We start from the raw sequence: 24,113 nt of genomic DNA, 5'->3' as shown, positions 1-24,113 counted from the left end.
TCACAGTAACAACTTATTAATATCATATATCGCATTATATGGAAACGCAATCAAATCAAGCGCCTAAGAAAAAGAACTCCACTTTCATCATCGTTCTGGCCGTGTTGGTAATAGGTGGTGGTGCATTTGGTATCACTAAATATATCCACGCACAACATCATGAGGAAACAGATAACGCCCAGGTAGAAGCAAACGTGAGTCCTGTTATCCCTCGTGTAACCGGTTATGTGAAAGAAGTACGTGTAAAAGATAACCAAAGAGTAAAGAAAGGTGATACCCTCGTTATCCTCGATGACAGGGATCTGCAAATAAAACTGGAACAGGCTGAAGCTGCACTGGCTGCCTCCGAAGTTCAGGTATCAGTAGCTACTGCCAATACCAATGCTGCCCGCTCCAACATCGCTTCTTCTTCTGCTAACATCGGTGCAGTAGATGCACAGATCAAAGCTGCCGAAGTAAACGTATGGCGTGCAAACCAGGACTACGAGCGTTACAACAACCTGATCAAAGATCACTCTATCACTCAGCAACAATATGAGCAGGCACTTGCTACCAAGCAAACTGCTGAGCGCCAGCTGAAAGTACTGCAGGAGCAGAAAGAAGTAGCTGCCCGCCAGACCAGCGCTGTTGGTTCCCAGGCAAATGCTACTGCTGAATCTATCAATGCTGCTAAAGCGACCATCAAAGAACGTCAGGCAGAGGTAGATAATGCAAAACTGCAACTGAGCTATACTATCATCCTCGCTCCTGAAGATGGTGAACTCTCAAAAATTTATGTACAGCCAGGTCAGCTGGTTCAGGCGGGTCAATCCCTGTTCAGCGTAGTATTGTCCAACGATGTATGGGTAGTGGCTAACTTCAAGGAAACTCAGCTGGATAAAATGAAACTGGGCCAGGAAGTAGAAGTACATGTAGATGCTTTCCCGGGTAAATCTCTGAAAGCGAAAGTAACTTCCTTCTCCCCTGCTACCGGTGCACGTTTCGCGCTGCTGCCTCCGGATAATGCTTCTGGTAACTTCGTGAAAGTGGTACAACGTCTGCCTGTTAAGATCGAATTCGAAAATCCATCTTCACAGCCAGAAGTTAAGCAACTCCGCCCCGGTATGAACGTGGTGGTTGATGTTCACCTCGACTAATTTTTCAATCGCCGGTGATCAATTACGAATTACGGGAAAAGACTCACAATAATTCTTTAGACTGGATATATAATTCGCTTGGCTGTAATTCGTAATTGAACATCTGCGGATTGATCACTATAAAATAATTAACATCATGCAACAAGAAAATCTGGTAGAATATGGTGCCCGCAGGGTCATCATTACAATCACTGCCATTTTTTGCGCCTTGCTGGAGATCGTGGATACCACCATTGTGAACGTGGCCCTGAATGACATGCGCGGAAATATGGGAGCTACCCTGAGTGAGATCGGTTGGGTGATCACAGCTTATGCGATTGGTAACGTAATCGTGGTTCCGATGACCAGCTGGTTGTCACAGCAATTTGGCAGACGTAACTACTTCGCAGTTTCCATAATCATCTTTACCGTTTCCTCCTTCCTGTGCGGTAACGCCAACGCATTGTGGGAACTGGTATTGTTCCGCTTCATACAGGGGGTAGGTGGTGGAGCACTGTTGGTGACTTCTCAAACTATCATCACTGAAAGCTACCCGCCTGAAAAACGTGGTATGGCACAGGCCATCTACGGTTTAGGAGTGATCATTGGCCCTACCCTCGGCCCTCCCCTGGGTGGTTATATCGTAGATAACTTCGCATGGCCATATATCTTCTACATCAATATTCCAATCGGTGTGATTGCTACACTGCTCACCCTGCAGTTTGTGCGTAGCCCTAAATATGCAGAGAAGAAGTCAGTGAATGAAATTGACTGGTGGGGTATTGGCTTCCTTGCAATGGCCGTTGGTTCTTTGCAATATGTATTGGAACGCGGACAGGAAGATGACTGGTTCAACGATACTACCATCCTCGTATTGGGTATTGCCGCAGCTTTAGGGTTCTTCTTCTTTATCTGGAGAGAACTGGTATATAAAAATCCAATCGTAGAACTAAGAGTATTAAAGAATCCAAACCTCCGGGTAGGTACATTACTCTCCTTTCTCCTGGGCTTCGGTCTCTACGGTTCTACTTTCATCATCCCACTGTACACACAGGGTTTGCTTGGATGGACCGCTACTCAGTCAGGTATGCTCATGATCCCGGCAGCATTGATGACCGCTGTTATGATGCCGCTGATCGGTAAGCTCCTTGAAAAAGGTATACCTAATCAGTACCTGGTAGCCGGCGGTATGGTGGTGTTCTTTGTATACAGCTTCTGGGGTTACAAGATCATTACGCCTGATACAGGTGCAGATGACTTCTTCTGGATGTTGATGGCACGTGGTATTGGTATGGGTATGCTGTTTATCCCGATCACAGCGCTGTCTCTTTCTACCCTGAAAGGACAACAGATTGGTCAGGGTGCTGCATTCACAGGTATGATGCGTCAGCTGGGAGGTTCCTTCGGGGTGGCACTGATTACGACCTTCGTTTCAAGACGTAATGAACTCCACCGTATGGACCTGGTGAGTAAACTGGATGTGAACAACCCGGATGTCATCCACAGGGTCCAATCTGCTGCAAGTAACTGGGCAAGCAAAGGCATGGATACAAAAACGGCGATGGGTAGTGCTTATCAGGGGCTGGAATTCAGCATAATCAAGCAGGCAACAGTACTCTCCTATATGGATGTGTTCCTGTACCTCGGTATCCTGTTCCTCATCTGTGTACCCTTTGTACTGATGGTAAGAGGGAACAAACAACAAGGTAAACTAGACGCCAGTGCAATGCACTAAAAGATATTAAAGATATGTTACTAACAGTGTAACAGTTGTAGGTTTAGGTAATGAGCCGGGGTATTCTTACTCCGGCTTTTTATTTCGATCTGACATATTAATTTCTATACGCATATGTGTACACTTTGCCAATAATAGTTATCCACATTTTCACTATTTACCACAAATGTGGAAAAATATACTCGAAGAAATACAGGGGTATAGTACCTTTGTGCTATCTAATGCCGTGGCATTGGGTTTGCCCCAAATATTAAACATTAGCATTGTCATTGTTTAACAGAATCAGAACAGTATTGTAAATCCAAAGGAAAAAGATCAAAAACCGGATCCCAAAATTTACCTTTATGAAGAGAATTGCATTTGCGTTTGCTACAATAGGAACAGTATTCGCCGTATTAGCCCAGTATGCTATCACTAACGATTGGGCCTGGTTCCGGGTATTTCATACCCTGGGCTTCATCGGCTACATCCTGATCATTAGTGCTGCTGCCTTCTTCTCCCTGATGTTCATACATCAGCTTTCCAGAGATGAAAAAGTAAGAATGCGCAACCGTACTATGGACATAGATGGAAGCATAGATGTGTAATCGGCTGCTGGCCTTTGTTAACCGACGCCATCATTAAACACCGGGAAATAGTTCGATGGAGGATTTGAATTTTATTCTGAAATTTGAGTACAAAGGAAAGCCGCACATACTTGAAGTGCGGCCATGGGTACAGACTTATAAAGTTGCATTTAAAGTTACAGTAGAAGAACACGATATCACGTTCGAACAGGATGAAGAAGGACGGCTGCGTGCTATCAGTGATGTACCACACTCCTCCAAAGATATTGATCACGGACTCATTGCCTTCATTGCTGAAAAGATTGAAGAGGCGCTGGCAGGGTAAGGGCTCCTTACTCCTCCTGCCTGGCTTCATCTATTAATGACTGCTCGTCCCAGCCTAAACCAGATGGATTAAACCGGGTTGTTCTTTCGCCGGACATCAGTTTCTCCAACTCCTCAATGCGTTCCTTCACAGTATTGATATACAGCTTTTTATCGTCGCGTATAGCGGATAGACCTTTCATGGCCTTTTCGTCCTGCCTGCGAAAAGTACCTGCATTCCTGTACGCGTGGTACGCCCTGATACCCAGCATTTGCAAGGCATCTGCCCCCATGCGCAGGGAAGTATCCAGTGTCTCCCGGTAAATGTGCAGTACCCCCAGGTCCATCAGTTCAAAAGTATCCGGTATATTCTCTGCCTTCACCAGCATTTGCAGGTGTGGGAAGTGTTTCCTCACTACACGTACTACCTCCAGTGTCTGTTCTACCGTATCCATCGCTACGATGATCACCTTAGCCTCTGCAGCTCCTGCTGATTCCAGCATATCCCGGCGGGAGGCATCGCCATAGTATACCTTCACACCCAGGTTTTGCAAGGCATCTACCCTGTCAGAATCAAGGTCCAGGATGGTGGCCTTCACCCCATTTACCCTGAGAAAACGGCCTACGATATTTCCAAAGCGGCCAAAGCCGGCTATGATGATAGGATGTTTTTCCTGGATCTCATCTGCCTCCCGGGTATTTGCTGGCTGTACATTGAACCGGGGTTGGATCAATCTTTCATATGCCAGTAGCAGCAATGGTGTCAGCGCCATGGAGATCGCGACCACTGCTGTAAGTATGCTTACGGTAGACTGTGGCAGAATATTATTCTGGTTGGAAAAAGACAGCAAAACGAATGCAAACTCCCCTACCTGCGACAAGGCTACGGCAAATAACAGGTTTTGCTCTATCCTGATCTTAAAGATCTTTCCTAATCCTAACAGTATCAGCGCTTTTAGGGCCATTAAGCCCACTACAAGACCTAATATCACCCAGGGCATACTCAGTATCAGCCTGAAGTCAATAGACGCGCCTACGGCCATAAAAAACAGCCCTAGCAATAGTCCCTTGAATGGCTCAATATCACTTTCCAGTTCATGCCGGTACTCACTGTTTGCCAACACTACGCCACCTAAGAAAGCACCCAGTGCCGGACTCAATCCCACCAGTGACATCAACACAGAAATAGACACTACCAGTAATAAAGAAAACGCCGTGAACAATTCTCTTACCCTTGTGGCAGCGATGATGCGCAGTAAGGGTCTTAACAGGTACCGGCCTGCTACCACAATCACAACCACAGCACCCAGCACCACCAGCGTTTGCCCCCATGCAGGTAAATTATCTCTTAAGGAAGATTCCTGGTGACTACTTTCCGGCGATGTACCTGCCAGTAATGGAAAGATTGCCAGCATTGGAATGACCGCAATGTCCTGGAACAGTAATACTGAAAAAGCGCTTTGTCCGGCAGCAGATGATAACTGCCCTTTTTCCTTCAGACTTTGCAGCACAATAGCCGTGGAAGAAAGCGATAAGATCATTCCCAAGGCCAGTGCAGCATTGAGTGGTTGCCCCAGCAACAGCGCTAAACCCGCTACTGCTGCGGTGGTGATCAACACCTGCAATCCCCCTAATCCCAATATCGGCGCCCGCAGGTTCCAGAGTAAAGCTGGTTCCAACTCTATCCCGATCAGAAACAGCATCATCACCACCCCGAACTCTGCAAAATGCATGAGATCCTGTCCTTCACTACCAATAAACCCCATGAGAGAAGGACCAATCACCACCCCTGCCAGCAGGTAACCCAGTACAGAGCCCAGGCCCAGCTTCCTGGCAATGGGAATAAATACCACTGCCGCTGCGAGATAGATCATGGTTATAAAAAAGTATGAATGCTCCATAGTTATCGGTCCCTTAAGTTTTCCAGAAATTGTTTGTAACTGATTGCCTGTTCACTGATGCCGGTGGCATCCATCCGGTGTGTGCCATATATTACGAATGGGTCCAGGTATTGCATATTACAGAGTGCAGCTGTCTGCCTGAATGGCAATAGGAAATCGGTCAATGGATGCTGGTGCCAGCCATCTTCCTGGTAAGCCGTTTCCATGGTGCCTGCTGAAATTACATTTGTAATCCGCTTGCCCCGGAGAGCCGTACCCGTATGCCCGTAGGCCCAGCCATGCTCCAATACGAGGTCCTGCCATTGCTTAATCATGGCGGGAGCACTGTACCAGTAAAAAGGATGTTGAAATAAAATAACATCGTGTTGCAGCAATAGTCCCTGCTCCTGTCTGACATCGATGTTGAGATCAGGATATGTTTCGTACAGATCGTGCACAGTCACGCCCTGCATACCGCGGATAGTGGCCAGCAGCTGACTATGAACCCTTGATTTTTCAAAGGCGGGGTGCGCGAATAAAATCAGAATTCTAGACATAGAAGATGGAAATTACGAATTACGTTTTACAAATTGATTTTCATCGATGATTTGTAAAACATAATTCGGCCCTCTATACTTCCTCGCCGGAGTACTCCTGCAATAGCAGCCTGTACTGATTCAGGATATTTGATTTGGAAATAAATCCTATTAATTTTTCATTTTCCACTACCGGAAGAATCCATTCTTTTATTTCGTCAAACCTGGCAATTACATCTACCATATTGTCGTGAAGGCCTATCAGTGCTGGTGCTGGCTGCATCACTTCTTTTACGGTCACGGTATCGTAGAGCAACTGATTGAACATAATGGGGCGTATACGATCCAGGGTCACCACACCTTCCAGTTTGTCTTCAGGGCCTACTACAGCAATGACATTGCGTGTACTCTTTTTCACCAGTTCTATGAGCTGACGCAGACTGGCATTCATGTCTATGCGGTGAATGTTGTCTTCCACCAGTTCTTCTGTACGAAGCAGGGAGAGGATGTTCCTGTCATGTTCTTTTGTAAAGATCTTGCCTTCGTCAGCCAGTAGTTTAAGTTCTGGCGAGATAGGTGAAAACCATTTTGCCAGCAGGAATGAAGTGGAAGATACAATCATGAGTGGTATAAACAGGTCATATCCCGAGCTGGCCTCTGCGATCAGAAAGATAGCCGTAAGCGGGGCATACATCACACCACTCATTACACCTGCCATGCCAACAATTACGAGGTTGGTAACAGGTACATCCTGAAATCCCAGTTGTGTACACAGCATAGCAAAGAAAAATCCCAATACGCCACCTGCAAAAAGAGAAGGTGCAAAGTTCCCGCCATTACCACCACTTTGAATGGTGATGGAGGATGCAAATACTTTCAGTAAGCAGGTACATCCCAGGAAAGCCAGTAATACCCAGTTTTTGGCTGGAATATACCGGAAGAAACTATGAGCAATGATCTCATCTGCTTGCCCGTTGGCCATTTGCTTGATGCTGGAATAGCCTTCTCCAAACAATGGTGGCATCAGTACGCAAAGAATAGAAATGATCACGCCTCCAAGTATGGCCTTTTGCAGCGCGCTCCATTTAAGACCGTGAAAAAAATGTTCTACTTTCTGAGAAATGACAATATAATAACGCGCATAAAAAGCACTTAATAATCCCAGGATGATATAATAAGGAACATTATGATAGTTGAATGCCTGCCTGGACTCGAAGTGAAACAGCACGTCTTCCTGCAGGATGATTTTTGACAGCAAACTGCCACAGATCGCCGCCAATATCAAAGGCAGGAAATCTGAAAACACGACTCCTGTAAGCAGAATTTCAAATGCAAACATGACCCCTGCTATAGGTGCATTAAAGGAGGCCGCAATACCGGCAGTAGCGCCGGCAGCCAGTAAGAGCGTTCTTTCTTTATAGCCCAGGTGATAATTGCGGGCATAATTACTACCAATAGCCGCCCCTGTCACCGCGATGGGACTTTCCAGGCCCGCAGAGCCTCCTAACCCAACTGTCAGGGCACTTTGCAGGATCTGTGAATACATTTTAACAGGTGGTATCAGGCTGGAATTTTGTGCAATCTCGTAAAGAATGAGCCCTACCCCCTTGCGGGACTGGCCCTTAAAAAATATAATAACGACCAGTGTAGTGATTACAATACCCAGAAAAGGGAATACTGCGTAAAAGAAGACCTGTGTACTAAAGTGAACCTTGTAGGTAATAAAGTAGTGAATATAGTGAACCAGTGTTTTCAAAACTACACCGGCTAAACCAGCGACCAGACCAACCAGGATACCCGAAAGCACGAGAAACTGGTTTCTGTTCATTTTGCTATGCAGCCAGTGAATAATGATCTCATAACTTCGAACCCTTCGCATGCTGTATCGCTCAAAATCGCGTTTAAACCGCAAAAATGAGTGAAACTTCTTTATATTTTTAAATTGACTCATTAGTTTTTTTATCAAATTTCTATCAACGCATATACCTTATCATTCAGATACGGTCCACCGGGGTGGCGCGCAGAATAGTCAAGGTTTATCCAATATTCTCCTTTCATCTCGTGGTAGTGGACCTCCTTAATTGGAGGATGTGGAAACAAGGTAATAATCGCCTGTTTGATGACTTCAAAATCTTCTTTGTTGCCACAATAGAGTTCAGGGTAAGCATGTCCCTGGATCAGTACAATGCGGCAACGCGCTCCGATAGACTGCAGGCAGGATACCATCAGGATACTATGGTCATCACAGTCTCCGCCCATGCCATTCTGGATGGTTTCCTGTGGAGTGGCAAAATATTCATCACGACGGGTATCGGGTACCCAGCGGAAATTTTTGTTGATGTATTTGAACAATGCCAGGTACCGGGCTACTTTCCCGTACTTGGGGAAATATTCGTCAAAGTCTTCTACAGAGTGGTAAATTGAGAAGTTGCGTACCAGGGAATCTTTATAGTTGACCTTATCCCGGATACCACGCACCGTTTTATCCCTGTAGGTTTCTACACGGCGGGGATATAAACTGAGGATATCCAGTTGTTTATAGTTTTTGGCGCCCCAGTTGCCCTGTACCATGCCTTTATAATCATTCAGCACATTGCTGAAGGAATAATTGTCTGCGAAGTAATTGAAAGACAAGATGCCTATAACCAGCACAAAGGCAGGAATGATGAGCGGCTTGAAGACCCAGAGCAGTAGGCGGGTGAACAGGAAGGCGGCGAGTACAGCCAGCAGCATGTCCAGGTGCCAGCCATCCTCAACCAGTGGGGGAATGTACCGGTTCAGATATGGTGCCAGCGGAATAATCGTCAAAAGGCTCAGCAGGTTGAGCAGAAATTGCTGGAAAGAAGAATATTTACTTTCATCTATGGCCATTACGGTATGCAATAACGCAAAATTATGCCAGATAATGAAAGCCGATGTGACGGGCGGAGAGAATACTACCCGTCTTTTTATTGTCCCCACAGCTTATCCAGCTGCTTAAATGAAGTACTTGTCCCTATTAATTGCAGCTGTTGCCGCGTAATATATAACTGTTTTTCAGCTTTGAGAGCTGTATAGATCTTTTGTAATAATTGCAGGGCCATCAGCATCAGCAATTTCAAATCCATTTTCTGGGAGATCTCCATGGCAGTTTCCGTCAGCCGGATCGCTTTGTTCAGCTCATTTTCAAGCATATAGCCATATCCCTGTATCAATTTATTCAATACTTCCAGGTGTCTGCCATTGATATGATCAAATGAATAACTTTTCAGCAACAGCTCCGCATGCCGGCTGATCCTGAAAGCGGTTTTCAGATCCTGTATTCCAATGGCTGCATACGCCTGCCAGCTCAGCAACGACAGTCTGACCGGATCATGTTTTTGATATACCAGTGCCGGATAGCATTCAAAAATTCGTCTGGAATAATTCGCCATATGGCCATAGTCCTGCAGCAGTGCAAAGGCAAATCCGGAAAACCGGAATACCAGTTCATGCGACACAGAGGGGGCCTGCCTGGTGCTACCATTCAGGTATCGTGCGTAACTGTAGAGCTTATCTTTGATACTTTCGTTGACGATGCCAAATTTCAGGTATTCATATATGAAGAGAAAGAGGTCGTATGGCGTGACCCACAGCTCTTCTTCCGTCATTTCGCGTTGAACGATCTTTTTGATGAAATGCAGTTCCTGTTCGCATTGCTCTGCATCCAGCTGCAGGAGTGACATGATGAAGAGGATGCTCCTGATCTTTAATTTATCTTCCGGCAGCTCTGCCAGGTCTAACAAGGCTACCAGTACTTTCCGTTTACCAAAATGAATAAAATTGTCATTCAGGATTTTGCTGAGCGGATATCTTTTGAAGTAGCCAGTCGGGAAGATAGATTTCAGCGACATTTCCTTGTTCTCTTCCTGCTGATAATGCACTGCCAGGTATTCCAGCAATTGTGATTTCTCAATATCAGATAACGAAAGGTGGAACATCTGCCGGATGTTTTCCTGCTGCCCGTTGTTGACGGCATAGCGCAACATCCATTTAAAGATGCCAGTACGGAAAGTTGAAGATGGTAGATGGTTAATCACGTCCATAAACACCCTTTCACCTGTCTGGTGCTGGCCTTGTGCTACAAAGTGCATCGCCATGAAATATTCCATCAGGAACTGATGGGCAAAGCGCACCTTCACATAGAACATGATGTCCTGGCTCAGGTTTTCTTCTACCAGTATATTATCAGAGAGGAGTTCTTTATAAGCGGAGAATAATTCAGTATTCTTATTGAGGAGGGCACTCTTGTCTGCATATTGTCCCTTTTTGCCATAGTCCAGCAGCTCCAGCAGCTTATTGATGATATTGATTTTAAAATTATTGTTGTTCGTGCTGAATACTTTCATTTGCACGAATCGCGAGACCATTTCATAAAGGCTCAGGTGTTCATTAATAAATGAATTTTCACCAGTATTGAGCTGACAGAAAAGTTGCAGGTAAAAAGGGTACCGCAGTTTTTGCAGAAAAACTTCGCTGAAAGTACGTACCACAGCCGGGTCCATGCGATGATTGTAAAGCACGGACTTCACTTCCTGTTCCGTCATGCGGGGAATGTTGATATTGGTTTCTTCATCCATTTCAGGACCCAGGTACCAATAGCGCCCGAATGGGGGCATGCGTTGGTCATTATGAAAAATTTCTGACCAGGTATTGCTACGAACGGAGAGAATCACTTTTATCCAGGGGAATTCATCATTGGAGTAGACAAATTCTTCCAGCTTGGTATACATCAGTTTCAGTTTATCGCTGGACATGGTGATTTCATCAAATCCATCGATAATGAGAATGAGCCTACCTCCTATTTTATCAAAATGTGTTTTGAAGTATTCCCTGAAATTTTCCCGCTGTCCCAGGCTAAGCTGATCATCCAGCCAGTTGCTGAGATTGAGGCCACGCAGAAATAAACTGCCTGCGGCATGTGCGTGGATGAACCAGCAGATGTCGTGCGGATATCTTGCTTCTTTACTATACCAGAAGTGTTCTACCAGGTGTACGAGTGTAGTTGATTTACCCCATCCGCTTGGCGCGATGAGGGCTGTAGCAGGATACGTTCCTTCCAGGAATCGCTCTATGTGGGCAACGCCGAATGCCCTTGATACTGTATTTTGAAAAGGAATACCAGAGCGGTTCTTCAGGGTTACTAAGGTATAATGAGATACGGCAGCTCCTTTGCTCCTGAGTTCTGCCCATTTACCATCTTTGACTACTTCTCCGGGAGTGGACTGCGTGAAATGTCGTGTCTGGAAATCTTCCCAGTCCTTATAACTACAATATTGCGCCAGGGTGTTCAATGTATAGCGCGAAAAACTATGCTGTGTCACAGCAAACCCAAAAACTCTCTTAAGCGTCGTCTCACTAACCAATTTGCCTGTCTCGTCGGATATGGCTAGCGACAATCGTTTGCAGTCACTAGCTGTTACTGAGTCAACACCAAAACGTCTCGAAACTTCTTTCTGCAGAGTAACGATAAAGTCATAGGAGAGATCTATCATAATGGGGACAAGGAATGGATTTTTGTAAACGGATTTTGGTAATCAAGAATAAACTTACGTAGTGATTTTTACTTTAGATTTTTTCTTACAAAAATGAACAAAATGAACAGGATATATATAAATGAACATAATTTGAAAATTGCTGTAAAGTAGCGTTGTACAATAGGACGACAAGGAGTAATTAAAAATAATTTTTATTTTATCAGTTTGATTTCATATTAGTACTGCCAACTAAATGCGTTGTGAATCATACTACTATAATAAATTTTGTCATCGAATTGAGTGGACTGAATAAAAAGATTTTCAGATTTAAGAAATGAATAGAATGAATAACGTTCAAATACTGAACGAAAAGAACAGCTAGTTTCCCACCCTATCAACATAAATTCGCATCGTATTCTGACCGAAAAAAGATGCTTATAATGTGTGTTCGTGAATATATCAACCGAATCAGACTACCCCTGTTTTAACCATATCATCATTTATTGCTATCCCCTTCATAGCCCTGCCAATGCATAGACACTAATATGATAACTATTGTGTTGTGTATCCTGTTGGGTGGCCATTGGCCGCCAGGTTCAATATGATGCATAGCTAACCTGAATTCCCGAAACAACAAAGATGAAAACAAAAACTGTGAAAAATATACACGCTTTATAACCCGAACCAATTGATTTCTATGCATCTTAACGCTACTCTTAAAGGCTCCCTAAAAGCTTTTATTCTTACTGTTTTTTCATGTCTCTGCATGGTTGGGTTACCGGCAGGAGTTTCCTTTGCGGAGAAAACTTCTACGCCGGTTGCTGCCAACTTTAGCAACGACATTAAAAACAACCACGCCCTGTCATGGTTACAGGCGTACACCGCGCTACACCCCTATGCGCCTGTACCACCAAAGCGATCGCTCTGGCAAACCTGGTTTACCTCAGGTACTTATTTCGCAGATGGTCCCCTCTGGAGCTCCGGAGGGAATCCGAATGTAGTCACCTTCGGTCTGGCCTGTGCTGCCTGTAGTGTAAGCAATGCAGCAAATGCTGTAGATGGTGACACGAGTACTGCTGCAACAATGAATCTGCCTGCCGGCGCCATAGGCGGCGTAGGGCTTCAGCTCACATTCTCCGGCACTTACCAGTCAGGTGACGCTATTGCCTTTGACCTGGAAATCCCCGATCAGAATGTAACCCTCTCCATGTTGAGTGCTATCTCTATGAGCACCTTCAATGCTGGGGTGAGCAACAACGATCAGATCTCACTGAATAATAGTATAACCAGAGTCGAGATGCTGGGACTGGGCACGGGCAGCACCCCAAAATTCAGAGTGGTGGTTCCTGTCTCCCATACTTTCGACCAGGTACAATTGAACTTAAGTGCTGTAATAAGCACCTTCGCCTCACTCCGTGTTTATGAGGTGCGGGCTTTTCAGCCTGTAATAGTGACCCCTGCCTCTCCTGCAGTAGTCACTGGTGGTACAGTTGCACTCTCTGCGTCTTTGCCCCGTATTCCAGGAGCTACCTTCCAGTGGTATACTGCACCAGAAGGTGGTAGTGCTGTTGGCAGTGGTGCTAACTTCACCTCTCCTGTTTTAAACCGTACTACTACTTTCTATGTCGAAGCAACCAATCCTGCCGATGGACTGGTAAGCCCTGTACGTACACCGGTTAAAGTACTGGTAGGCGGTGGCGCCGGCCAGCTCTGGATGTATGGCGACCAGCAGGTAAGCACCCTGACGGGCGGTGTGGCCTGTGCGCTTTGCGTGGTAGACAATGCTGATAATGCCGTAGATGCGGATACAACTACCGCCTCTACCCTATCCATGCCGCTGGGTGCACTTGCCAGCGTAGGTCAGTACATTGCATTCCCCGGCAATTACAAAGCCGGCGATGAAATTGTGCTGGACCTGGATATACCCGGCCAGATAATATCCGGAACTGCTTTATCAGCCATCCAGGTATCTACTTATTCTGGCACCAATTCTAATAATGATCCTGTTTTTCTCAATAACAGCCTGGTACGTATGCAGGCCTCCGGCCTTGGACTGGGCGGTACACAAAAGGTCAGGGTAACGATTCCCGTTACTAAAGATTTTAATGGCGTAAGAGTAGACCTTACTACCGCATTTGCTGCCTATGGTGCTTTGCGCATTTATGAAGCTGCAGCCATGATTCCTGTAACTGTTTCTCCGGCAGCACCTACTATTACTGCCGGCAATACAGCGACCCTGACTGCCAGCATCGATGCAAGAGTGAGCACCCCAACATTTAAATGGTATACCACCCCAACGGGCGGATCTCCGATATCTACAGGTAACCCGTTTACAACGCCAGCGCTGTCCAGAACAACTACTTATTATGCAGAAGCTTATGATCCTGCTAATAACCTGAGCAGCTATGTCAGAACTCCTGTCACTATCAAGGTTGCGGGTGGCCCGGGTACGCTCTGGAGCTATGGTCAGGACCAGGAAAGCCCCATTACCGGTGGTATTGCCTGCGCTGCCTGTACTGTGACAGATGCTGCTTTCGCTTCGGATGGTGATACCACTACTGCTTCTACACTGACTGTACCATTAGGTGTATTGTCTACTGTAGGACAGCTGGTAAAACTGCCAGGCGTATACCAGGCAGGCGATAGTATTGTTCTGTTCCTGGAAGTGCCTACCGAAGATATAGCGGGTGTGGCATTGCCACGTGTTACAGTGACCACTTACCAGAACAGCATTGCGGGTCCTGCTACGTCTAATAATGATGCCAGAACACTGGACAATGCAGCCGTGAAACTACAACTGCTTGGCGGCGGATTGAATAACGCCCGCAAATTCCGGGTTACCATTCCTGCTACCAATACCTTTGATGGTGTGAAGGTCGACTTTGGCGGATTGCTGGGAGTATCCGGCTCGCTCAAGCTGTACGAAGTAGCTGCCATGATCCCTGTATCAGTAACGCCTAACCCGGCAAAAACTGCTTACAACACGGGCATTACTTTAACACCTGCTATCAGAATTTCAAACCCTACTTATAACTGGTACACTACCCCTACGGGTGGTTCTCCGGTTTATAGCGGTGCCGGTGCATTCACAAGTCCTGCTCTCATTCGCAATACAACCTACTATGTAGAAGCACAGGACCCTGCCGGTACCACTAGTTTTGTGCGTACAGCAGTTCCTGTAACCATAGGTGGTGGTAATGGCCCATTATGGACTTATGGCACCGATCAGACTTCTCCTATTACTTCCGGGGTAGCCTGTGCACTGTGTTATGTACAGAACCCACAGTTGGCAGTAGACGGTGATACGACTACAGCTTCCCGTTTGTCTCTGCCACTGGGCGTTGCTACTTCTGTAGGTCAGAAGATCACCTTCCCTGGTATATATCATCCTGGTGACAGTATTATCCTGGTACTGGGTGTGAAAGGTGATCCGATAGCCAATGCATCTCTGCTGGGAAATATTGGTGTCACTACTTCCCTGAACAATGTGAGCAACAATGACCGCAGAACATTGAATTCTTCGTTGTTTGCATATAATGTCCTGTCAACTGATACGATCAGCAAGGTGCGCGTGGCAATCCCTGTTACCACCACCTTCGATGCAGCTACAATAGACCTCAGCAGCCTGGTGGCGGCTGATAATGCATTATATATATATGAGGCTGCAGCGATGATACCGGTAACGGTCACTCCAAGCCCTGCCAACGTATATGCAGGTGAAACGGCTACGCTCAATGCAAGCATTCCTGCTATTCCTGATGCAGTATTCAACTGGTACGATGTACCTACCGGTGGTGCTCCTGTACATACAGGTAGCTCGTTCACTACACCACCCATGTATGCCGGCAAGACTTACTATGTAGAAGCACTATCGCCTTCTGATGGACTGGTCAGCATTGAGCGCACAGCTGTTACGGTCAATGTAACGGATACTACCGCCAATGGTGCCCTGAGTTGTAGCGGTGCTACTACTCAGAACAATGGCGTCACTGGCCTGCTCTGTCTGTTGTGCGGTGTAACCAATGCAGCCAATGCTGTAGATGCTTCTCCGACTACGGCTTCCAGTTTGCGTGTCAATGTTGGCCTGGCTGCCGGTATTTACCAGGACCTGATATTCCCTACATCAGGTAAAGCGGGCGACTCAATCCGCATCGGCCTTGGTACTACCACTGGTCTGCTGGATGCTTCACTGCTGGCTGGTTTAAGCGTAGGTACGGGTAATGGTGCACGTCCTGCCGATGCAGATATGGTATCATTGACTCCTGATATGTTGACGCTCCGCTGGTTCAGCGGGGTGCAGCAATCTGCCTTCACCTTTGTGGCTACCAAAGATTTTGATCGTGTCGAAATTCGCCTGAATGGCTTACTGGCCGCTCTCTCTACTATCAATGTTTACTATGCACAGGTGGTAACTCCGGTTGCGCAGGTGGCGGCACCAACCGTATATGCATGTAGTGGTACATCTGCTACACTAACAGCTGTTGGTCCTACTGGTTATGCCTATCGTTGGTATACATCCTACGCCGGTGGTACTCCTGTCGGTTATGGTGCCACCTTTACCACACCGGTTATCACCAAAGACACTACTTATTTCGTAGGTACCGTGGGCGCCGATAGTTGTGGCAGTGAAAAACGTACCCCTGTACAGGTAAAAGTAGGTCTGCCAGGTGTAGATGTAACACCATCTTCTGCTATTGTAGCAGAAAGTGCTACTCCTACCTTCAATGTCGTATCGCCAAATGCTGCTTATCAGTATAACTGGTATACAGTGCCCACCGGCGGTACTCCTGTATATGTAGGGCCTCAGTTCACAACGCCTCCGGTATCTGCTAATGTTACTTATTATGTAGAAGCAGTATCCCTCAGCGATGCAAACTGTAAGAGCCTGCGTACACCAGTTGCTATCACACTGAATGGCACCGGTGGCCCAACGCCTCCGGGTGATATTGATTGTGGTGGTGCTACCTCACAGGTATCTACTACCAGTGGTATCTGCGTAGGTTGCTATGTAGAGAAACAGGATTCTGCGGTGGACAATAGTACTGCCACAGCTTCTGTGATCCACACCATCCTGGGTGTAGGTTCTTATGTACAGCAATCCCTTATTTTCCCTGCACCTGGTGTGAAGGGCGACAGTGTAAGGATCAAGCTGGGCTTCACTACAGGCCTGACAGATCTGAGCGCATTATCTGGTATCCAGATATCCTCTTCCAACAATGCAACTGCGAATAATGATGCGGTAACCCTGAACAGTAGTCTCGTGAACCTGCAATGGATGAATGGAAACAGGGACCTGGTTTATACATTCGCTCCAGGTGCCGCCTTCGACAGGGTGAATATCAGGCTGAATGGGGCAGCTACTGCACTCACAGCACTGAAAGTATATTCTGCCGAAATATTTGCAGGCACGCCTACTGTTGAAAAAGATACGGTGTATGTATGTGCTGGTTCTGCAGCTACACTGAAAGCGACAGGCCCTGGTACTACCTTCCGCTGGTATAGCCAGCCTACGGGTGGTACAGCCCTGGCTAACGGTGCTACTTATACTGTAACACCAACTACCAATGCGATCTATTATGTAGAAGGCGTATCCAGCAGTGGTTGTGCAAACCCTGTACGTAAAGCAGTTTACGTAATAGTTGGTCTGCCACAGCCATTGGTGAACCCGGCAACTCAAACTATCAACTCCGGTCAGACGGCTACTTTCACGGTAGTCAGCCCTAACCCCGCATACGAATATAACTGGTACGATGCACCGGCAGGTGGTAATCTTGTGAAAGCAAATGCTACCACTTACACTACAGGTGCACTCACTGCAGCCGCTATCTATTACGTAGAAGTAAAAGATCCGGTGAATAATTGTACCAGCTCTGCCCGCACAGCAGTGAGGGTAGATATCAATCTGCCTACAGAGCCAACACCTTGTAGCTATGCTACTTCACAGCAAAGTCCTATTATCAGCGGTGTATGTCTGTTGTGCTCTGTGAGCAATCCTGCACTGGCAGTAGATCAGAATGCGAACTCTGCATCCACTATCAATGCTACCTTAAGTGCTGCCGGTTACATCGGTCAGCTGTTGAGGTATAACAATACTTACCCTGCCGGTGACAGCATCACGCTGGATCTGGAAGTCCCTGGCAAAGTAGTGGATGCTACGCTGCTGGGTGGTATCAGGGTAGAAACATATAATGGTGCTACTGCAAATGGTGATGCGCGTTATCTCGGTGATAACCCGATTCGCTTCATCATGCTGAACACCGGCAATAAGTTCAGGGTAACCATACCTACCACTAAATCCTTCAATGGTGTATTGGTAAGTATCAATGGTCTGCTCACAGCACTCACCTCTGTGAATGTTTACGTGGCAGCCGTAGTGACACCAAGACCGGATGTATCTGCATCTGCCATGAATGTATGTAGTGGTAATACCGCTACCCTCATCGCAACATCTGCCAATGATGCGGACATTGCCTGGTTCACCAGTGCAGTGGGTGGTACAGCTGTAGCTACCAGCGACACCTTTACTACAGCAGCCCTCAATGCATCGGTAACTTACTATGCAGAAGCCAGTCGCTTTGGTTGTGCAAACCCAACCAGGGTACCTGTGATGGTGAGCGTAGGTAATACACCTGTGGCGCCCACTGCTGCAGCTAAGAGCATTTGCGCAGGCGATCAGGTAACCTTGCTGGCTACAGCACCATCCGGAGCTACCTTCCGCTGGTATACTGCTGCTACAGGTGGCACCCTGCTGGCATCTACTCCAAACTATACGACGAATGCACTGACAGCTGATACTGCTTTCTATGTGGGAGCAGATAATAACGGTTGTGTCAGCACAACAAGGACCCGTGTAGCTGTGACAGTGAATGCAGCACCAACCGGGCTCACTGTAACACCGATGGGTACCTCCATCAGCAGTGGTCAGAGTGCAACCTTCACTGCGCATGCTACCGGAACTAACCTGGTTTATAAATGGTATAATGCCGCTGGTGATTCTATCTTCACCGGTGCCGTATTCAATACCGGCGCCCTCACGGCAACAGCTACCTACACTGTAGAAGCAGTAAATGCTGCTGGTTGTAAGACCCCATCCCGCGTGTCTGTTACCGCTACCGTGATTCCTGGTAATAACGACGTTCCTTGTGATGCCGCTACATCAGAAACCAACACGGCCAATGGTATCTGCATAGGTTGCTATGTAGAAAACCCGGCCCTGTCTGTAGACAACAGTACCAGCACCAGCTCAACCCTGCATGTGATACTGGGCCTGACTGGTGGCTATGTACAGCAGACCCTGATCTTCCCGCAGGTGAGTGAACTGAATGACAGCGTACAGATTAGCCTGTCCTTCCCTAGTTCACTGGCAGATGCAGGTTTGCTGGGAACTATACAGATCGGCTCTTATAACGGAGCTACTTCCAACAATGATTTTGTAGCGCTGAATGCTGCCGGGGTGAATGTAAGTCTGCTCAGTGGCAACTCACAGGCGCGGGTAGGCTTCAAGCCTAAAGCGCTCTTCGACAGGATCGTAGTACGCCTCAACTCTGGTCTGGTCACCGCCCTGAGCGCAGTGAATATTCACTACGCCAGCCGCCTGGTAGGCTTGCCAGTGGTAACGGGAGATACGATCTGCGCTGGCAACCGTGCTACCCTTATGGCAGCCGGTCCTTCGAACGTAAGCTTCCGCTGGTATACAACAGCTGTAGGCGGTACAGCCATCTTCACTGGCACCAGCTACCAGACACCAGCGCTGAATACCACCACTACTTATTATGTAGAGGCAGTGAAGACAAGCCTGACCTGTCCTAATCCTGTAAGAGTACCAGTTACTGCTGTGGTAGAGCCAGTTCCGGATGCACCGGCACTGGATACAACCAGCATCACCGTTTGCAGCGGCAGTACAGCTACCTTCAATGTGAAACCGGTAACAGGCGTAACCTATCGCTGGTATACCACATTGTCAGGTGGTACGGCTATTGCTACAGGCAATTCATTTACTACTCCTGCTTTAAACGCAACTACAGTATACTATGTAGAAGCTTCTAATTCCGCAGGTTGCTCCAATACTACCCGCACCATGGTGACTGCAAATGTCATTGCACAACCAGCAGTGGTGACTGTAACGCCAGGATCTGTTGAGGTGTGCGCAGGTAGCTCTGTACAACTCGAGGCTTCTGCTGCTACCAGTGGCGTAGTATTCCGCTGGTACACCACTGCAACAGGTGGCACAGCTGTATTTGAAGGTCCTACATTCACTACACCGGTACTGAATACCACTACTACCTATTATGTAGAAGCGGCAGCAGGTGCGTGTGCAAGTGCTACCAGAACAGCAGCCACTGTAAAAGTGAATGCAATTCCGGCTGCACCAACTGTGAATGTATCACCAGCCGGCGGCCAGGTTGTATCCGGCCAGACAGCTACGCTGACAGTATCTCCTGCAGCTACAGGTGTTACTTACAACTGGTATACAGATGCTGCTGGTGGTACTCCTGTATTCACAGGCAATGTATTCACTATACCGGCACTGACCAGTGATGTCACTTATTATGTAGAAGCCGTAGCAGATTCTGCTACCTGTGGTAGCCAGCGTACCGCTGTACCGCTCACAGTGACAGTAGTACCAAATACTGCGTGCGACTTTGCAAATGCACAAACTAATAGCACAACTGCTATCTGCGTACTGTGTTCTGTACAGGATGCTGCAAATACGACAGATGCAAATACTGATAATTATTCCCTTTTGTCAGTGCCACTGGCTGCTGGTGGAGGAAGCGTACAGCAATCCCTCATCTTCCCGGCCACTGCTGCTGCGGGCGATAGCGTAAGACTGGTGCTGGAACTGCCTGCACAGGTGTTAGACGCTTCCTTGCTGGGTGCGATAGAAGTATCCAGCTACAATGGGGCTACTGCAAACAATGATGCACTCCTGCTCAACAGCAGCAACCTGCATGTATCCATGCTGAGCGGCAGCAATAAGTTCACCGTAGCTTTTGCGCCAGGTGCAACTTACGACCGCGTACAGGTGAAAGTAAAAGGTGGTGCGATCTCCGCACTGGTGAACCTCCGCGTTTACTATGCTTCCCGCCAGGTATCTGCACCAGTGGTTGCTGTCAGAAGCATGACTATCTGTAGTGGAGCTACTGCTACCCTTACTGCTACAGCCAGCGCGGTAGCATCTATAGAATGGTACAATGCTGCCGGCACTAAGGTAGGCGATGGTCCAACCTTCACTACACCGGCACTGACTGCCAATACCACTTATTATGCCCAGGCAGTACGTACATCCAATGGTTGCGCGAATCCAAACAGGGTATCCGTAGCTGTGAATGTAGTACCGGCGCTGACCGTGCCTACAGTTACCAGCGCCAATATCTGTTCCGGCAAAACAGCCACCCTCACTGCTACAGTGACAGGTTCCAATATCACAACTAAGTGGTATAGCGCTCCTGTAGGAGGTACCCTGCTGTTCACCGGTACTACATATGTGACCAATGCATTGACAGCAGATACTGCTTTCTATGTAGAAACCAGCAACAGCAGCTGTACACTTGCTACAAGAGTGAAGGCGACTGTAACTGTTGGTGGAGGTGCTCCTACTCCAACCCTGCAGGCAAACAATGTAAATATCTGTTCCGGCCAGCAGGCTACATTTACCGTAACATCCAGCACAACTGGTATTACATATAACTGGTATACTGCCCTTACCGGTGGTACTCCTGTATTCACAGGTGCAACTTACACCACCGGCGCTCTCACTACATCTACAGTATATTATGTAGAAGCTGTGAACACAGCATCAGGCTGTACTACAGGCTCTGCAAGAGTAGCTGCTACGGCAAATGTGTCGCTGAACCCGACAGCACCGGTAGTTTCCGCTACAAGCGTGGATGTATGTACAGGTCAGGATGCAGTATTGTCTGTATCTACACCACAGAGCGGAGTGACCTACCAATGGTATGATGCTGCTACAGCAGGCACCCTGGTTGGTTCAGGCGCGGCTATCACTATCAGAAATGTAACAGCCAGCGCTGACTACTATGTAGAAGCTGTAAATACCGGCGGATGTGTGAACACCGGTGGTCGTACAAAAGTGAGCGTAGTAGCCATCGCATCTCCGGGTACACCAACTGTGACCGCTGCTTCAGTAAGCGTATGTCAGGGTAGCACCGCATCGCTCTCTGTACAGAATCCGAATGCAGCATTCACTTATCGCTGGTACAGCACCGCTACCGGTGGTACATCGCTGGGTACCGGCACTACATTCACTACATCAGCCATCAACACTGATACTGATTTCTATGTAGAAGCCAGCAATGGTAACTGCAGCAGTGCAGTAAGAGCAAGAGTAAGTGTGCTCGTGGCAACACCGCCACCGACTCCGACCCTCGAATCAAATAATGTATCTACCTGCTCCGGTACGTCCGTTACCCTGCGTGTAACATCTACTACTACCGGCGTAGATTATAACTGGTATACAGCAGCAACTGGTGGAACACCTGTATTCACCGGACCTGCCTTTACCACACCACAGCTCACAGCAACTACTACTTACTATGTAGAAGCGGTGAACACTGCGGGTTGTGGCAGCGGTAGTGCAAGGGTAAGTGCTACTGTAACAGTCGGCACGTCACCAGATGCACCAACCCTGGTGTCTGGCAGTGTGAAAGTATGTGCTGGCAACGACGGTACATTGTCTGTACTCAATCCACAGACAGGTGTTACTTACCAATGGTATGACGCTGCTACTGGCGGTACCCTGGTATTCACCGGTCCTGTATTCAATGTAACGGCAGTGACTGCAAATGCGACTTACTATGTACAGACCCTGATCGGTACAAGCTGTGTAAGCGCCACCCGTACAGCAGGCAGCATTGTAGTAGACAACTCTGCTACAACTCCTGATGTGGTATCTGCCAATGTAACAACCTGTGTAGGTGGTACTGCTACCCTCTCTGTACAGAATCCGGATGCATCTCTCACCTATCGCTGGTACGATGCACCATCCGGTGGTAACCTGCTCTCTACAGGTCCTGATTATACAACGGCTGCACTCAGCACCAATACTACCTTCTATGTAGAAGCGCTGAATAGCTCCGGCTGTAGCAGCCTGGCTCGCAGAGGTGTAACGGTGACAATCGTGAATACGATCGATGCACCGGTGGCAGGTGGTGCTACAGTATGCTCCGGCAACTCTGTGGTACTCGCTGTGACTACTCCTGTATCAGGTTACTCTTATAAATGGTATACAACCGCTACCGGTGGCACACCAGTATTCACTGGTGCAAACTTCACCACACCGCAGCTCACCGCTAATACAACCTATTATGTGGAAGCAGCAACCGGTGGTTGTGTAAGCGTAAGCCGCACGATAGTACAGGTAACGGTGAATACTACACCTGCGGCACCAGTAGTAGTAAATTCCGCAGTCGTAACCTGCGCAAATGCTACTGCAACACTGCAGGTAGAAAATCCGGATGCAAGTCTTACCTACCAGTGGTTCACTACCAACACAGGTGGAACTGCTGTGGGCACAGGATCTACTTTCACTACACCTGCTATCACAGGTACTACCATGTACTATGTAGAAGCACAGAATCCGAACGGTTGTGCAAGCAATACACGTACGGCAGTGACAGTATCCGTTGGCGCACCTGGTAACGATGCAGTAGTCACCGGCAAAGAAGTGGGTATATGCCCTGGTTCGGCTGCAACGCTGACTGCGACATCTACTACAACAGGTGCAACCTTTAGCTGGTATACCACGGCTACCGGCGGTACAGCTATAGCAACCGGCAGCGTATTCATCACTCCTGCCCTCAGCGCGACCACTGCTTACTATGTGGAAGTAGCTTCTTCAGGTGGTTGTACAAGCGGTACCAGGGTGGCAGCTACAGTAACTGTAATACAACCGCTGGATGCACCGGTAGTAAGTGTTGATACTGCACTCACCACTGCCAATGCTGTGACATTCACATGGGATCCTATACCTGGTGCTACCGGTTATGAAGTGACCACTGACAATGGTACAACTTACACCGCACCAAGCTCCGGCAGTGCAGGTACTACACATACAATATCTGGCCTTGCTCCTGCTCAGACAGTGACTATACAGGTAAGAGCGCTGGGCCTTGAAGGTTGTGAAACAAGTGCACTTTCCAATGCTGTAACCGGTGAATCGGAGAACCCGCAAGGCAACAAGATCTTCGTTCCGAATGTGTTCACACCGAATGGAGATGGCGTCAACGATATCCACTATGTGTATGGCAATACGATCGCCTCTATTGTAATGATGTACTATAACCAATATGGTCAGCTGATCTTTGAAACCAAGGATCAGGCAAGAGGATGGGATGGTACGATGAGTGGCCGTATGCAGCCGGTAGGCGTGTACATCTATGTACTGAAAGCTACCCTGCGGGATGGTACAGTTGTTAACAGGAAAGGTACCGTAACCATTGTACGATAACTAATACAGATACC

10 protein-coding genes are annotated in these 24,113 nt (G+C 47.5%); 5 read left to right on the top strand and 5 right to left on the bottom strand.

The annotated features are described in order from the left end of the window. The first annotated feature begins 38 nt into the window (after positions 1 to 38). From ABDW16_RS00700 to ABDW16_RS00685, 4 genes are all read left to right on the top strand, one after another. Positions 39 to 1,136 (top strand): HlyD family secretion protein, encoded by a 1,098-nt coding sequence (locus ABDW16_RS00700; protein ID WP_343667191.1) that lies wholly within the window; start codon positions 39 to 41, stop codon positions 1,134 to 1,136. Positions 1,137 to 1,272: 136 nt separating this feature from the next. Continuing rightward, positions 1,273 to 2,850 carry a DHA2 family efflux MFS transporter permease subunit gene (locus ABDW16_RS00695; RefSeq protein WP_343667190.1) on the top strand — a complete coding sequence of 526 codons (1,578 nt, stop codon included), beginning with the start codon at positions 1,273 to 1,275 and terminating at the stop codon, positions 2,848 to 2,850. Between the two features lie 344 nt (positions 2,851 to 3,194). Then, positions 3,195 to 3,437, top strand: a complete 243-nt coding sequence (locus ABDW16_RS00690; RefSeq protein ID WP_343667189.1) for a hypothetical protein — start codon at positions 3,195 to 3,197, stop codon at positions 3,435 to 3,437. Positions 3,438 to 3,492: 55 nt separating this feature from the next. Next, on the top strand, positions 3,493 to 3,741 hold the full coding sequence (locus ABDW16_RS00685; protein ID WP_343667188.1) for a hypothetical protein: 249 nt from the start codon (positions 3,493 to 3,495) through the stop codon (positions 3,739 to 3,741). A 7-nt stretch (positions 3,742 to 3,748) separates the two neighbouring features. On the opposite strand, the gene ABDW16_RS00680 is transcribed toward ABDW16_RS00685, so the two are convergent. From ABDW16_RS00680 to ABDW16_RS00660, 5 genes are all read right to left on the bottom strand, one after another. Continuing rightward, positions 3,749 to 5,593 carry a monovalent cation:proton antiporter-2 (CPA2) family protein gene (locus ABDW16_RS00680; RefSeq protein ID WP_343667187.1) on the bottom strand — a complete coding sequence of 615 codons (1,845 nt, stop codon included), beginning with the start codon at positions 5,591 to 5,593 and terminating at the stop codon, positions 3,749 to 3,751. A gap of 29 nt (positions 5,594 to 5,622) precedes the next feature. Next, positions 5,623 to 6,156 (bottom strand): NAD(P)H-dependent oxidoreductase, encoded by a 534-nt coding sequence (locus ABDW16_RS00675; protein ID WP_343667186.1) that lies wholly within the window; start codon positions 6,154 to 6,156, stop codon positions 5,623 to 5,625. 73 nt (positions 6,157 to 6,229) lie between these two features. Beyond that, positions 6,230 to 8,014 (bottom strand): chloride channel protein, encoded by a 1,785-nt coding sequence (locus tag ABDW16_RS00670; RefSeq protein WP_343667185.1) that lies wholly within the window; start codon positions 8,012 to 8,014, stop codon positions 6,230 to 6,232. An 83-nt stretch (positions 8,015 to 8,097) separates the two neighbouring features. Continuing rightward, the gene (locus tag ABDW16_RS00665) at positions 8,098 to 9,096 is read right to left on the bottom strand and encodes a transglutaminase-like domain-containing protein (RefSeq protein ID WP_343667184.1); all 999 of its coding nucleotides are present in this window, start codon (positions 9,094 to 9,096) and stop codon (positions 8,098 to 8,100) included. Continuing rightward, positions 9,084 to 11,648: a hypothetical protein gene (locus ABDW16_RS00660; RefSeq protein WP_343667183.1), complete on the bottom strand. Its 2,565-nt coding sequence runs from the start codon at positions 11,646 to 11,648 to the stop codon at positions 9,084 to 9,086. The genes ABDW16_RS00665 and ABDW16_RS00660 overlap by 13 nt, the downstream gene beginning before the upstream one ends. A gap of 748 nt (positions 11,649 to 12,396) precedes the next feature. Here ABDW16_RS00660 and ABDW16_RS00655 point away from each other — a divergent pair. Further along, positions 12,397 to 24,099, top strand: coding sequence for a gliding motility-associated C-terminal domain-containing protein (locus tag ABDW16_RS00655; protein ID WP_343667182.1), 11,703 nt, complete (start codon positions 12,397 to 12,399; stop codon positions 24,097 to 24,099). Positions 24,100 to 24,113 lie beyond the last annotated feature (14 nt).

Origin of the sequence: Chitinophaga sp., assembly GCF_039596135.1 — a bacterium.
Lineage (GTDB): Bacteria > Bacteroidota > Bacteroidia > Chitinophagales > Chitinophagaceae > Chitinophaga.
The sequence above is the reverse complement of the archived record's forward strand: the minus strand, read 5'-3'. Positions and strand labels throughout refer to the sequence as shown.

Coding starts and splice junctions, on each gene's coding strand:
- ABDW16_RS00700 (WP_343667191.1), top strand. CDS start 39: ATGGAAACGCAATCAAATCAAGCGCCTAAGAAAAAGAACTCCACTTTC.
- ABDW16_RS00695 (WP_343667190.1), top strand. CDS start 1,273: ATGCAACAAGAAAATCTGGTAGAATATGGTGCCCGCAGGGTCATCATT.
- ABDW16_RS00690 (WP_343667189.1), top strand. CDS start 3,195: ATGAAGAGAATTGCATTTGCGTTTGCTACAATAGGAACAGTATTCGCC.
- ABDW16_RS00685 (WP_343667188.1), top strand. CDS start 3,493: ATGGAGGATTTGAATTTTATTCTGAAATTTGAGTACAAAGGAAAGCCG.
- ABDW16_RS00680 (WP_343667187.1), bottom strand. CDS start 5,593: ATGATCTATCTCGCAGCGGCAGTGGTATTTATTCCCATTGCCAGGAAG.
- ABDW16_RS00675 (WP_343667186.1), bottom strand. CDS start 6,156: ATGTCTAGAATTCTGATTTTATTCGCGCACCCCGCCTTTGAAAAATCA.
- ABDW16_RS00670 (WP_343667185.1), bottom strand. CDS start 8,014: ATGCGAAGGGTTCGAAGTTATGAGATCATTATTCACTGGCTGCATAGC.
- ABDW16_RS00660 (WP_343667183.1), bottom strand. CDS start 11,648: ATGATAGATCTCTCCTATGACTTTATCGTTACTCTGCAGAAAGAAGTT.
- ABDW16_RS00655 (WP_343667182.1), top strand. CDS start 12,397: ATGGTTGGGTTACCGGCAGGAGTTTCCTTTGCGGAGAAAACTTCTACG.